The organism is Microbacterium sp. SCN 69-37 (assembly GCF_001724435.1).
In the GTDB taxonomy this organism is placed as follows: domain Bacteria; phylum Actinomycetota; class Actinomycetes; order Actinomycetales; family Microbacteriaceae; genus Microbacterium; species Microbacterium laevaniformans.
Genome location: NZ_MEEL01000059.1, coordinates 1 through 12,256, shown reverse-complemented (window position 1 = coordinate 12,256; position 12,256 = coordinate 1). Strand labels below are relative to the sequence as shown.

Sequence of the window (12,256 nt, the reverse complement as noted above, 5' to 3'; positions counted from 1 at the left end):
CGACGTGCCTCGGGCCGGGTCGCTGCCGGGCCACAGCGCGTCGTGCACCTGCTCGGTGCTGGCCTCGGGGTGGGTGGCCACGAACGCGATGAGCTCGATCGCGCGCAGACGCTGCGAGTTCCACTGCTGCGCGTTGCTCGGTGCTTCACCCTGCGGGTTGAGCACGGTGACGGGGCCGAGCAGCTGCAGCCGGGGCGATCGCAGGTCGACGATCGGCGCGAGGGTGCTCAGGTCGTGCGCGTTGTCGTCGGCGGAGATCTCGGCGGTCGCGACCGTGTCTGCGGTCGGTGCTTCGTCGGCGACGGCGGTCGGCTCGAGCACCTGGTCGACGGGAGCGGCGTCGACCAGGTGCTCGGCGGGAAGCTCCTCGGCGTCGACGGCTGTGCCGTTCGGGTCGAGCTCGGCGGTCTCAGCCTCCGGGTAGGGAGCTTCGTCGGTGGCGCCCTGGAAGATCTCGTCGAGCGCGACTTCGGCCGACGCCGAGGAGTGCTCGACGGCGGGCTGGTCGTTGGCGACGGTGAACAGGGCGAGGATGCGGGCGTACTCCTCGTCGGTGACGACCTGCGGGGTCAGCGGCAGGGTCGCGCCGTCCGTGTCCGGGATCTCGAGCTCGGCTGTCGTGCGGTCCTGCAGACGGAAGTTCCAGCCTCCGGCCAAGTGGCCGGCGGAGATCGCGGCGATTCCCACGCGCGGCACGCGGCTGACGAGCTCGGCGAGCTCGAGCCGGGTGTGCTCGTCGGGCAGCTGGCCGAGCACGATGATCTCCGGGGTCCACGACTCCGCCAGGGGGCCGGCGGTGCGCGCCTGCTCGAGGCTGGTGATTCCGGCGTCCTCGAGCGCGGCGGTGACCTCCTCGGCCTGGCCGCGCAGATCCCGGATCAGTGCGTCGACGTCGTCGACGTGGCGGACCCTGCCGGACCCGACCGCGTCGGGAAGCCCGGCAGCGACACCCACGAGGGTGACCTGCAGGTTCTCCGCCCAGGTGCTGGTCGCGAGCTCGAGGGCCAGAGCGGTCAGCGTCGCCTCCTCGAGCTCGGGGGTGCCGTCGATGTTGAGCGAGCCGAGCTTCTCGAGATCCACGAGCAGGTGGGCGTCGTTCTCGTCGTGGCCGAGGGTGACCAGCGCCGGGTACGGCGCTGACGGGGTGCGCTCGAGCGGGGTGAGGTCGTCGAAGCCGATCGACCACGCCATTTCGTCCGGGGTGTCCTGGCGGAACGGCGCGGGCAGCTGAGCGGGCTCGTCGAGGAAGACCGAGATCTCGTCGGCCGAAAGGCGCAGCGCGTACAGGGCCGGGAGGGTGGCGCCGGTGTCCTGAGCCCACACGGCCAGCATCCGCAGCGCGTGGTCGACGGCGTCCATGCCTTGCGGGTTCTCTACGGCGCGAAGCTCGAGCTCGACGGTGGAGATCTCCTCCGCGGGCATCGCGATGCGCTGGCCGGGCTTGCGGTTGCGGCGCTGCTGGACGCGGCGCAGACCGAGGAAGCTGAGCAGACCGGCGGCGAGCACTCCCCCGATCCCGAGCGTGCGCCAGTCGGTGACGACGTCGGCCCAGTCGGGGGCGTCGCTCGCCTCGGCGGCCTCGTCGACCTCAGCCGGCACGGGTGCCGACTCGGCCGGCGCGTTCTCCTGCGTCGGCGCCGTCTCGGCCGCGCCACCATCGGTCACGAAGCCGAGGCCGGTGTCGGTGCCCGCGTTCTCGGCGGGCTCAGCAGCGGGCTCGTCGGCATCACCGGCGCCGCCCGCCTCGTCTACGGTGTCCTCGGTCGTCGACGACCCTTCACTGCCCACACTCTGATCGGTGTCGGTCGTCGCCGATCCGGCGTCGTCGGTCTCGGTCTGAGTGCCGTCGACGACAGCAGGGTCATCGGTGGCGCCCTCGGCGCCGTCGATGGCGGTCGGCGGCGTGGTCGGCGCGGGAGTCTCGGCCGGCGCCTCGGTGATCGACGCAGCCGCGGCGACGTAGGCGGCGGGGATGGCGACCGTCCATCCGGGCACGATGAGGCTGGGGTCGGAGATCTGCCGCCCGTCAGGCTGGGTGATGTCGCGGGAGGCCTCGTAGATCTCGGTGTACCGCTCCCCCGAGCCGAGCTCGTCTGCGGCGATGTCCCAGAGAGTGTCCCCGGAGACCACGGTGCGCTGCTCCTCGCCGGCCTGCGTCACGCTGGCGGCCGCGTCCGGGAGCTCGAGCACCATGCCGGGGTCGATGCCGTCGCGCTGCCCCACGGTGTAGCCGCCGGGCTGGGGGCGGTCGCGGTTGAGCTCGACGATCTCCTGGTAGCGCTGACCGTCGCCAAGGTGCTGCTCGGCGATCGCCCACAGAGAGTCGCCGGCCTTCACGGTGTAGGTCTGCGCAGCAGCAGGCGCCTGCTCCGCAGTGGCGGCCTCCGGTGCGCTTTCAGCTGCCGGGGCAGGTGCCTGGTCGGTGTAGCTGGTGACGCTGGCAGACACGCTCGCGGGGGCGACATCGGCAGCGGTCGGAGTGGCGGCCATGGCGGCGTTCGGCGCGAAGATTGCGATGATGGCTGCGATCAGGACGCCGGCAGCCTTCTGCTGCACGCCCAGGCCGGGCAGCTTCATCCGCTTCACGCCGGGGCCCGACATGGCGATGCGCAGCTGGTTCGGGATCTCCGCGAGGTAGCCGATCGCGAAGGTTGCCCACGCGGTCCACGCGATGAGCGGGATGACGGTGCCGACCAGGAACTCCCCGCCGTAGTCGGGCATCGTCAGCGCCGACATCAGGCGATCCCACGAGGGGATCGGGTTACCGGCCAGGAAGACCAGCGCGGCAGGCAGACCCACCAGCAGCGCGGCAGACAGGATGAGAGCTCCGAGCCCTGCGGTGATTCGCCTCACGGTCGTCTCCTCGATTTCAGCGTCAGCGCCCGCGCGGTGCGGGTCCTACGTCATATAGGCCCCACAGCTGGCGGTTCGCGGACATCTGGCTTTCACCCGCCGACGTTGACGGTCTGCAACTCGTTGATCTCGAGCGGGACCGAGCTCGAGGTCGTCAGGTTGATCGTGCCGGTGGGACCGGCGAGTGAGGTCCACTCCACAACCCACTGGCTCGTCGCGGTGACGGTGTAGCGATCGCCGCCCTGAGACTCCGAGGTCGTGCGGTAGCGGTAGCCGCAGGTCGGCGAATCAGTGACGCCGTAGCCGGTCGTGTACGCGGTGCCAGTGCCGCCGCAGACCTGCGATCCGCCGTCGCCCATGTCCCACCGAACGGAAGTCACGCGGGCGGTCGCGGTGATGGTCTGCCCGCCGAGGGTGGCCGTCTCGCTGTACGGTCCCCAGGTCAGCGGTTGCGGGTTCTCAACCCAGAGCCACACGGGTACGCCCAGGTAGGAGCGGCGGTGACCCCACGCGGGGTTGACCTCGGGCGCCATGCCGATGTCAATCCCGCGCAGCGCGAACGTCGAGATCAGCCGCTCGGCGGCGACGCCAGGGGGCAGAACCTGCAGGCCGGGCGGGACCGTCTCAGACCAGAAGTTGGTCTCTTGGCCGACACCAGGCGAACCGCCCGGCGTCGGGTTGAACATGATGCAGCCGTAGTAGCCGGCCTTGTCGGAGTACCCAGGGGGGCGCGTCGGCCAGACGCCGTCCTTCATGAACACGTAGCACTGCCGGGTATTCGACCAGTACGACGTCGAGCCACCGCAATCGATGATCGCGTAGAACCGCTGATAGCTGCCGCCGTCGAAGACGCGGATGTCGGCCTCGCTCCACCCCAGCTGCAGCAGGCCCGACTCCGAGTTCTCGTAGTAGCAAGTCGGCGCACCAGGCGTCCACCCGTTGCTGTCTGGGTTCGGCGCCGGGTCGGAGGGCACGTTGGAGATCGTGATGTAGCAGACGGCGAGATCGTTGCAGTAGACGCCGCCCGCAGCCTGAGCGGGGGCCGCAGCTACAACAGATCCAACCGCGATCATGAGTGCGGTGGCGAGGACCGCGAGCGTTCGCCTCAGCATGTGGTCCCCAGACTGATGCGGTCATTGACGAGCCACGTCTTCGTCTCGGCGTTGTAGATCACATGGAACTCGACCTCGTTGCGGGGGTTCGGGTTCTGCATTGCCGGCTTGCCATCGGCTGTCGTGATCTTGCGCTGAGAGCCATCGAGGCAACCCGGCACGATCACGAGTCCGTTGGCGATTCCCTCGTACTCCTGGCCGTAGCCGGTCGCGGGCTCGAAGATGAGAGACCCTTCGACGGTCGACTGCCCCTCGATGCTCTCGCCGTCCTCGTTCAGAATCGGTCCCTCGGCGATCCGGGTGGCGTCGTCCTGGAACTCGCGCAGGGCCTTCCCTGTGGCGACGGCTTCATACCGCTCGGGGTTCGCCCCGCCGGCCGCGCCGATCTCTGCCTGCGTCGCGAGCAGGAGGTCGATGGTCGCCTCGGCCTGGTCGATGGCTTCGTTCTCGTCGGCGGGTGCTTCGCCGGTGATCGCCGTAGCCGAGGGGGTGGGCGTGGGGGTCTCGCCCGCGCTGCCCGTGGGGTTGGGGGTGCCGGTGCCCGTGCAGGCGGTCAGCGTCAGTGCGGCAGCGATGATGCCGGCGATGGCGAGGCGCTTGGTGCTCATGGGGGGGCTCCTATTGCGTGATGATCTCGGCGGTGGCGGTCGCCCCAGCGGGGAGGGTGGTGATGCCGATGATGGAAACGAACTTCGTGCTGTACGACGTTTCGACGCTAACGGTGATCCGGTCTCCGACGACGTTCACGGTCCCGGTCATGCCGGACGCTTCGATGTAGTCGGTCGCAGCGGTGCGTGCCCGGTTGTTGTCGAGGCTGATGCCGCCGTTAGAGACGACCTGGGCGGCGACGGCGTTGGCTGCGGCGCGGCTGGCGCCGGAGGCGATGGCTTGCGCGTTCTCGTTAGCCTGGATCTTCCCGGCGCCGTCGACGACGAGCCCGACGATGAGGACGAGCGCGGGAACGAACACCACGAAGAACGGCGTGATGGAGCCGCGCTCGTCGTCGCGGAGCTTGCGGAGCAGCCGGCGGATGGTGGTCACGGGGTCAGCCTCGCTCTCGGTAGGCGTCGACGGGTGAGGCGGCCGACGAGCTCATGGTCCGGCTTCCGGGGATGCCTGGGAGGGTGATGTCGGCGAGGCTCACGTCGCAGTTGACGGCGGCGGAGACGGTACCGGTCGTGCCGATCGCGGTGTTCAGGCCGCTGGCGTCGACGCTCACGGTGAGGGTCGTGCAGGTGATGCCGGACTGGCTCATCGCGCGGCGTGCGGCGTCCTCGGCGTTGGTGACTGCGGTGCTGGCGTCTCGGGAGAGGGAGGCGGCTCGTGCGGCGGCGTAGGCGGCGCTCTGGGTCGCGTTGTCGGCGAGGGCGGTGCGGCCGCCGGCGACGAGGACGAGGACGAGCATCGCGATGACGGGGGCGATGATGACGATCTCGGCGGCGTTGGAGCCGCGCTCGTCGGCCACGAGGCGCTGCCGGAGGCGGGTGATCATGGCACCCACCTTTCGACGGGTCCGGTGATGGTCTTGGTGACGGTGGTGTTCACGCCGGGGATGAGGCCGGGCGTGATGGCGGTGACGGTTGCGGTGACCTCGGTGGCGTTGCGATCGACGTTCACGTTGACGTCGGTGAGCATGCCGCCGGCCTGATCGGCGGTCGCAGTGCCGGCATTGACGCCGTCTGCCGTGGTGGCGTCGTACAGGCGGGCTGCCTCGTAGGCGTTGACAGCTGCGGCCTGGACGAGGTTGGTGCCGTGGTACCAAAGGCCTCCCTGCACGATCGCGAGGATCAGCAGGAGCAGCGCCGGCAGCACGATCACGGTCTCGGCGGTCTCGAATCCGCGCTCGTCTCGCCCCGCCTTCCGAAGCGGACGGAGGAGGCGAGCGCGGATCGATGCCATGACCACGGGTTCAGTTGCTGGGCAGCAGTGCGATCTGGCCGGTCACGAAGGTCGTGATGGCGGCGATGGCGGCGGCAGCCAGGATGACCGCGCCGACCGTCAGGAAGATCTTCTCCGCGGTCTCGAGGCCCTCTTCGGGGGCCTCGGTGAGCTCGCGGTAGCGGCCCTTGGCGGACTCCACGGCGAGGGTGATGCGTTCGGTGATCTTGCTCATTTCTCTCTCTTTCCGGGGTTGGGTGGTGCGTGGACTGGGTGTCTTGAGTTGAAAGTCAACTATGGGGGCGGGCGACTTGGGGAGCCTTATGTCATATAGGCCGACCGATCAGGGGTTCGCGGACATGGCTCTTATGTCGCGAGGAGGTTCAGGATCAGCGGCGTGATGATGATCCCGACGTAGACGAACAGAGTGGTTGCCAGAGGCATCTGCATCCGCTCGCTCGCGCTGTTCGCTTTCTCGTGCTCCTCGGCGAGGAGCTTGTGCCGGAGGGTCTTTCCCCTCGATCTGAGTGTCTCATATATCGATGCGCCTTCCTCCCCCGAAAGTCGCACGATCTTGGCGACGTCGGCGAGGTCTGGGACGTCGATTTCCTCAGACAGGGACCGCAGTGCGTCCCACGGTGCGACACCGGCGTAGCGGGCTCGGGTGAGCTCCTGGCGGATGCGGACGAACACCCATGACCGGCCGACGTCGGCGGCTGTTTCGAGGGCGCGTGCAGCGGTGGCGCCGCGCTTGCGCTCAGCGGCGACGAGCTCGAGGTAGACGGCGACGGCTCGGGTGAACTCGGCGCGCGCGTCGTTGGCCTTCGAGCGGATGTCCTGGTCGACGCTGAACCACAGCCACGCGGCGAGGGGGATGCCGAGCAGCCCGGGGATGTAGAACGGCATGAATCCGAGGGCCTGCGCGAACAGTCCGAGCGCGAGGGGTGCCACCAGCCCGACGAGGGCGAGGAGCACCTTGTCGTAGTAGTACTTGTCCAGCGGCATCTGGATCAACCGCAGGTCAGTGGTCGGCACTTTGAGCCAGGAGCGCTCGGGAAGGTGCTGCGCCACCCACGACCCGACCCGGTGCTGCAGCGAGTCGTCGCCTGCGTCGGGTAGGGCGATGGTGGTTTCGGTGAGTCGGTCGAGGGTGGCCGCCAGGTGTGGCTGCCGTGGGATGAGGGCGCTGATGATCAGCGCCACGCCGGCGCCGAGGATCAGGCCGGGGATGAGAGCGAGCAGGTTCACAGCGCGTCCTCCTTCGTCTCGGGAGCCACGAGCAGCCGGGGGGCGGGCTTGCCGATGCTGATCGAGCGCATCCACATCAGGAGCAGTCCGAAGAGGACGACCCAGATGGTCAGGAGCACCTGGCCGAGCGGGGTGGCGTATGCGGCGGTGTAGGTGCCCAGGAACGGCAGTGCGGCCAGCACGACCAGGGTGGCGATCGCCACGATGCGGACCTGCGTGCGCGGCTTGGCGCGGTCGGTCTCGATCTGTCGCCGCACCTTCACTTCCTCGAAGATGATCTCCGCGAGGTCGTCGAGGGCTTCGGCGAGGCCGGCGCCGCGGGCCTGCTCTTTGAGCAGCAGGTGCATCACGATCAGGTCTGCGGTGGGATCGTCGAAGTCGCGGGCGAACGCCTCGAGGGCTTCCCGCGTGGGCCAGCGGGCGTTGAGCCGCGCGACGAGCGAGCCGACCTGCGTCTTGATCGTCTCGGGGGCGGAGGCGAGCGACGAGGTCAGTGTCTGCTCGAGGCCGGTGCCGGCGACGGTGAGACCGGAGAGGCTGCGCGTCCAGGTCTCGAGCGCCTCGAGGCGAGCGATCTTCTGCGGCGCGTCGCCCTTGCTCAGGAACAGCGGCAGGGTGGCGCCGGCGACGGCAGCGATGGGGATCAGGATGAACCACCCGGAGTAGAGGAACAGCAGCACGCCGGCGGCGAGGCCGATCAGCGCCCACATCTGCTGCTGCCTGCTGAACCGAGGGGTGGTGCGCTTGGCGCGCACGGGCTTTGCGCTGCCCGGTTCGGGGGGTTGGTAGGCGAGCCCGAGCACGATCAGGATGCCGCCGGCGGCGGCGACCAGAATCGCGATCAGGATGCCGGCGGTGTTCATGCGTTGGCCTCCTGCGAGTAGGGGCTGAGCTCGCTTTCGCGGAATCCGACCTCGGCGAGCTTGTCGAGCAGTTCGCGGGAGGGCAGCTGGCCGAGCTCGAGGGTCTGCGTCGCCTTGTCGAACGTGAAGATCTTGCTGATCGTGGGGCGGGCGACGCCGTAGCTGTCCTCACCGGGCTGCACTTCGCAGATCGACGTGATCACGCGCCGTGCCTTGCCGGTTTCGTGGTCACGGATCTTCGCCATCTGGATGATCAGGTCGATGTTCTGCGCGATCTGGCGGTAGCAGTATGCCGGGGTGGCGTTGGAGCCGTCCTTCATCATCAGGGTGACCATGCGCTCGATCGCGTCTTCGGGGCTCTGCGAGTGCAGGGTGCTCATCGAGCCAACGCCGGACTGCATGGCCTGCAGCATCGCGTTGATCTCCGATCCGCGAACCTCACCCACGATCAGCCGGTCGGTGGTGTGTCGCAGCGAATCCTCGAGGCCGCGGATCAGGGGGAACTCACCTGCCCGCTCCCCCGACGCCCCGGGCTCGCCCTCGCCGGGCCGGTACTCGAAGGCGATCACGAGGGGGTGCTTCGCGGGGTTCTTGTGCAGGTAGAGCTCGCGTTCCATTTCGATCGTTGCAAGCTTCTCGTCCGGCGGGATGCAGTCGGCCAGCGCGCGCAGCAGGGTCGTCTTGCCGCTGGACTGGAAGCCGTTGGTGACGAGACTGAGTCCTGCCAGAACCGAGGCCTCGAGGAACTTGGCCGCGAGGGTTGTGAGGGTGTGGGTCGCGACCAGGTCGCCGAGCGAGATGTCGACGTGACGGTGAATACGGATGGTCACTGAGGGTCGTTCGGCGACCGGTCGAGCAAGAGCGGCGAGACGCGCGCCGCCGGGCAGGTCAAGGTGCAGAGACGGGCGGGAGGCGTTGAACGATCGCGCTCCCTCACCGCGACGGGTGGCGATGAAGTTGATCTCGCGCTCGAGCTCGTCATCACTCACCGACACCGGGTGCGGGTACTTCTGCCGGTTGCCACCGGCGAAGGTCAGCCACACGTTGTCGTAGCCGACGATGTCGATGTTCTCGACGCCTTCGATGTCGACCAGCGGCTGCAGCCGGCCGAGGCGGAACATCGCATCGAAGACGGCTTGAGCGATGTCTTCCTGCAGCGTCGGGCTCCACTGCTCTCGGCCGTGCCGCGTGAGATCGTCGACCCGTGCGCGGATGAGCTCGGCCGTGTGCTGGCGGGCCATGATCTCGCGAGCTTCGTCGGTGAGGGTGGGGTCAGACTGACCGGCGTCGGCGAGGATCACCGAGACGGCGTCGCGGAACTCCGATACCGCGTCCCACGGGATGCGGCCCTGATCCTCGAACATCGCCGCAGCGCTTCGGCGGCTCGGAGGCACGACCGCTTGCGTCGTCGGGGGGATGGATGCGGCCGTGTCAGCGACCGCGAACGGGTCGATGGTCGGGGTCGGTGTCGCCGACTGTGCGGGCGCCTGCTGCTCGCCCCGAGCGGCGGCGCGCAGCAGGTGGCTCGCTGCGGGGTTCGCTGCAGGGCGCGGCGGCTGGTTGAACAGGGGCAGCGTGGAGAGGTCTGCGGGGTCTGGGGTGTCGTTCTTGGCCATGGTCAGTCCTGTGCTGTCGGCGTGTAGCGGCGGCCGGCGAGATCACCGTCGAGGGCGGTGATGATCTCTGTCAGTGCCTTGGTGTAGGGCGAGCGCTTTGCGGGGGCCGCGGCTCCGTGCGAGTAGTGCGCGGCGGTGGCGGGGTCCCAGGGCAGTGCGCCAACGAAGGGCAGGCCGGTCTTGGAGGAGATCTCGTTGGCGCTGTATCCCTGGCCACGCAGCGGCGTGGTGGTGATCGTGAGCCCGAGGTAGTCGCGGTGGCCGGATGCCTCGAGCGTGGTCGCGAAGGCACCCGCGCTCGCGTACAGGGAGTGGATGTCCGGGAGGGTGTTCCCGGTGACCACGAGCACGGCGTCTGCTGCAGCAATCAGCGGGCTGCGAGGGTCTCCGGGGGCGAACCGTCCGGCGTCGACGATGATGTCCAGGTCGGGAGCATCGGCCGTGCGCGGCAGCTGCTCGAGTGCGCGCAGCAGGTTCGCCCAGAACGCGCTGGTCGTTCCGCGTGCTCCGCCGAGGTCGTTGAACCCCGGGATGACGTAGCGGCCTTCGCCGAGACTGATCGTCTGCGCGAAGAGGGTCTCGCCGTCCAGGCCACCGCGGAGGTTGGCGATCGCGGCTTCGGTGAGGCTCTGGACGTGCTGGTACTGGCCGCGCAGGTAGCCGGAGAGGACGTGGCTGGTCTTGGCGATGTCGGCCTCGAGCAGGAGCGCCGGCCGCGGCCAGTTGAGTGTGAGGGCGGTTGCCAGGGTGGATACTCCCGGCGCGCCCGATGTGCTGGTGAGGTAGACGATCGACATCGGGGCTTACTCCCCCACGCCGTCGAGGACGATGGACACACGCTGTGTGGCGGCGCGCGCTGCGATCGATGCTGCTTCCCGCTCGGGGACCACGACGTCGACGATCCAGGTCTGGTTGGCCTCGTCGTAGGTGGTGGTGAACACGGTGGCGTCGAAGGTCTGCGGATCCGATGTCGGCGGCTCTCCCTGCGCGACCGGGGTGTCGACCAGGCGGACGGCGTCGCCGGCTGCGAGACGGTAGGAGGGCAGCTGGCTTGCGTTCACAGCGATGCCGACGATCGAGGAGCCTTCCGGGACCGGCAGCGTGTCGAGGGTGTTGCTGGTGGTCAGCAGCGATCCGGCGGGCAGGTCGACGGCTGCGACCTGCCCGACGATGTCGGATGCTTCCGAAGCGGGGATCGCGTCGACGTTCTGCCCGCCGGCGATCGAGATCGTCGTGAGGTCGTTCTGAGTGATCGCTTCACCGCGCTGGACGGTGTCGCTGACGGTCAGGACCGAGACGGTGCGCGACGTGGTGGTGGTGATGTACCAGGTGGCCAACGCGCCGATGAGGACGATGGTGATGCCGAGGGCGATCATCCACACGCGGCGACGAGACTTCGTCGGCTGCCCGACCGCGGCGGGTCGGGTCGGGGCCTTCTCGGTGTTCCGGGCTCGCTTGCTGGTCTTCTCAGGGGCGGTTGTGCTCATGGGTCAGCTCTTCTCGATGGTGGGCAGGTAGGCCTCGTAGGCCACGGTGATGAGGAAGTTGCGGCTGGGGGCGCCGACCTCGGCGGTGACGCGGTCGAGGACGTTCCTGTTGGTGTCGCTCATCTTCACGGTGTGCTTGACCCGGGCCTCCCCCGACGCCTTGGGCGCGGTGGGGTTGGGTCGGGCGAACAGGACCGTGCGCTCGGCCTTGCGGCTGGCTGCGGCGGTGGCTTCGGCGATGAGTTCAGGCAGGCGCTCATACGTCGTCTCGATCGCGTCGAGGAGGACGTTGTGGTGGCTCCACCGGGTGGTGGCCATGTACGCCTGCAGTCGCTCGTTGAGCTCCTCGGTCAGGTGCACCGGGACGCCCTTGGAGGCGGTCTCACGGTCGCTGTCACCGTCAGCGGCCGCGGCGGTGCGGCGAGGGCCGCGCGTCTTGCGGGCCGGCGTGCTGGTCTCCTCTGCGGCGGGAGGCGGCGTCGCCTTCTCGGTTGCCGGAGTCGGTGCCGGTTCAGTCTGCGCCGGTGGGGTCGGTGCGGCTGCCGGCGTAGGCGCCGCCTGCTCCCCCGCGGTCGGCGCGGGTGTGTCAGCGTCCTTGCCGACCAGTGATCCCAGGCTCTTGCGTGCCATCAGTTCGCTCCCTTCATGGCGGGCGTGGCCTCTAGTGCGGTCTGTAGTTCTCGGGCGACGGTGGTGAAGTCGAAGATCGCGTTCTGCGTCGCGCGGGTGTCGCTGTACTGGGTGACGACCTTCCCGTCCAGCGGGCCGTCCGCGATGCTCTTGCTCGCCCGGATGTACCCCTGGAAGCGGGGCATCTTGAGGCCGCCGTCGACGAGCTCCTGCCAGTCCTCGAGTTGGCCGAACACTCGGCGGTCGATCTTGTTCAGGAGCACCCGGTACTCGAGGCCGCGCGGTGCGATGTGCTGGGCGACGGTGCGACGCAGCGCCGGAACGACGAGGGGCTCGGGGTTGAGTGGGAGGACGACGAAGTCCGCCACGTCGAGGACGGCGGAGAGGACGGCGGTGTTGTCGAGGCTGCCGGGGGTGTCGATCAGGACGTAGTCGTAGTCGTCGGCGTTGCGGATCAGCGAGAGGTTGTTCGGGTCGACGTCGGCGGTGAAGTCGAAGGGCAGCTCCTCCCCCGCGTTCTCGGCCCACCAGGTCGTGGACTCCTGCGGGTCGACGTCGACCACGAGGAC

14 protein-coding genes are annotated in these 12,256 nt (G+C 68.9%); all 14 read right to left on the bottom strand.

What is annotated here, in order from left to right; all coding sequences use genetic code 11:
- Window positions 1–2,853 (bottom strand): LysM peptidoglycan-binding domain-containing protein (locus ABS64_RS14140; protein WP_292684372.1); only part of this gene is annotated, 2,853 nt, incomplete at its 3' end.
- A gap of 92 nt (window positions 2,854–2,945) precedes the next feature.
- Complete coding sequence (locus ABS64_RS14135; RefSeq protein ID WP_292684370.1) at window positions 2,946–3,965, bottom strand: hypothetical protein; 1,020 nt, start codon at window positions 3,963–3,965, stop codon at window positions 2,946–2,948.
- Complete coding sequence (locus ABS64_RS14130; RefSeq protein WP_292684368.1) at window positions 3,959–4,573, bottom strand: hypothetical protein; 615 nt, start codon at window positions 4,571–4,573, stop codon at window positions 3,959–3,961. Before ABS64_RS14130 ends, ABS64_RS14135 begins: the two co-directional genes overlap by 7 nt.
- A 10-nt stretch (window positions 4,574–4,583) precedes the next feature.
- Entirely contained in the window at window positions 4,584–5,006 is a 423-nt protein-coding gene (locus ABS64_RS14125) for a pilus assembly protein TadG-related protein (protein WP_292684366.1), read from the bottom strand.
- A gap of 4 nt (window positions 5,007–5,010) precedes the next feature.
- Entirely contained in the window at window positions 5,011–5,457 is a 447-nt protein-coding gene (locus tag ABS64_RS14120) for a TadE/TadG family type IV pilus assembly protein (RefSeq protein WP_292684364.1), read from the bottom strand.
- A complete protein-coding gene (locus ABS64_RS14115) occupies window positions 5,454–5,864 on the bottom strand; it encodes a TadE/TadG family type IV pilus assembly protein (RefSeq protein WP_292684362.1) in 411 nt (136 codons plus the stop codon). The genes ABS64_RS14120 and ABS64_RS14115 overlap by 4 nt, the downstream gene beginning before the upstream one ends.
- A gap of 10 nt (window positions 5,865–5,874) precedes the next feature.
- The gene (locus ABS64_RS14110) at window positions 5,875–6,078 is read right to left on the bottom strand and encodes a hypothetical protein (protein WP_292684360.1); all 204 of its coding nucleotides are present in this window, start codon (window positions 6,076–6,078) and stop codon (window positions 5,875–5,877) included.
- A 131-nt stretch (window positions 6,079–6,209) separates the two neighbouring features.
- Window positions 6,210–7,091 carry a type II secretion system F family protein gene (locus tag ABS64_RS14105; protein ID WP_292684358.1) on the bottom strand — a complete coding sequence of 294 codons (882 nt, stop codon included), beginning with the start codon at window positions 7,089–7,091 and terminating at the stop codon, window positions 6,210–6,212.
- The gene (locus tag ABS64_RS14100; RefSeq protein WP_292684356.1) at window positions 7,088–7,954 is read right to left on the bottom strand and encodes a type II secretion system F family protein; all 867 of its coding nucleotides are present in this window, start codon (window positions 7,952–7,954) and stop codon (window positions 7,088–7,090) included. The genes ABS64_RS14105 and ABS64_RS14100 overlap by 4 nt, the downstream gene beginning before the upstream one ends.
- Window positions 7,951–9,570 carry an ATPase, T2SS/T4P/T4SS family gene (locus ABS64_RS14095; protein WP_292684354.1) on the bottom strand — a complete coding sequence of 540 codons (1,620 nt, stop codon included), beginning with the start codon at window positions 9,568–9,570 and terminating at the stop codon, window positions 7,951–7,953. The genes ABS64_RS14100 and ABS64_RS14095 overlap by 4 nt, the downstream gene beginning before the upstream one ends.
- 2 nt (window positions 9,571–9,572) lie before the next feature.
- Entirely contained in the window at window positions 9,573–10,367 is a 795-nt protein-coding gene (locus ABS64_RS14090; RefSeq protein ID WP_292684352.1) for a hypothetical protein, read from the bottom strand.
- A 6-nt stretch (window positions 10,368–10,373) separates the two neighbouring features.
- Complete coding sequence (locus tag ABS64_RS14085) at window positions 10,374–11,057, bottom strand: SAF domain-containing protein (protein ID WP_292684350.1); 684 nt, start codon at window positions 11,055–11,057, stop codon at window positions 10,374–10,376.
- Window positions 11,058–11,060: 3 nt separating this feature from the next.
- Window positions 11,061–11,687, bottom strand: coding sequence for a hypothetical protein (locus ABS64_RS14080; protein ID WP_292684348.1), 627 nt, complete (start codon window positions 11,685–11,687; stop codon window positions 11,061–11,063).
- On the bottom strand, window positions 11,687–12,256 hold a 570-nt coding region (locus tag ABS64_RS14075; protein WP_292684346.1), incomplete at its 5' end, for a ParA family protein. The genes ABS64_RS14075 and ABS64_RS14080, both read right to left, overlap by 1 nt.

Coding starts and splice junctions, on each gene's coding strand:
- ABS64_RS14135 (WP_292684370.1), bottom strand. CDS start 3,965: ATGCTGAGGCGAACGCTCGCGGTCCTCGCCACCGCACTCATGATCGCG.
- ABS64_RS14130 (WP_292684368.1), bottom strand. CDS start 4,573: ATGAGCACCAAGCGCCTCGCCATCGCCGGCATCATCGCTGCCGCACTG.
- ABS64_RS14120 (WP_292684364.1), bottom strand. CDS start 5,457: ATGATCACCCGCCTCCGGCAGCGCCTCGTGGCCGACGAGCGCGGCTCC.
- ABS64_RS14115 (WP_292684362.1), bottom strand. CDS start 5,864: ATGGCATCGATCCGCGCTCGCCTCCTCCGTCCGCTTCGGAAGGCGGGG.
- ABS64_RS14110 (WP_292684360.1), bottom strand. CDS start 6,078: ATGAGCAAGATCACCGAACGCATCACCCTCGCCGTGGAGTCCGCCAAG.
- ABS64_RS14100 (WP_292684356.1), bottom strand. CDS start 7,954: ATGAACACCGCCGGCATCCTGATCGCGATTCTGGTCGCCGCCGCCGGC.
- ABS64_RS14095 (WP_292684354.1), bottom strand. CDS start 9,570: ATGGCCAAGAACGACACCCCAGACCCCGCAGACCTCTCCACGCTGCCC.
- ABS64_RS14090 (WP_292684352.1), bottom strand. CDS start 10,367: ATGTCGATCGTCTACCTCACCAGCACATCGGGCGCGCCGGGAGTATCC.
- ABS64_RS14085 (WP_292684350.1), bottom strand. CDS start 11,057: ATGAGCACAACCGCCCCTGAGAAGACCAGCAAGCGAGCCCGGAACACC.
- ABS64_RS14080 (WP_292684348.1), bottom strand. CDS start 11,687: ATGGCACGCAAGAGCCTGGGATCACTGGTCGGCAAGGACGCTGACACA.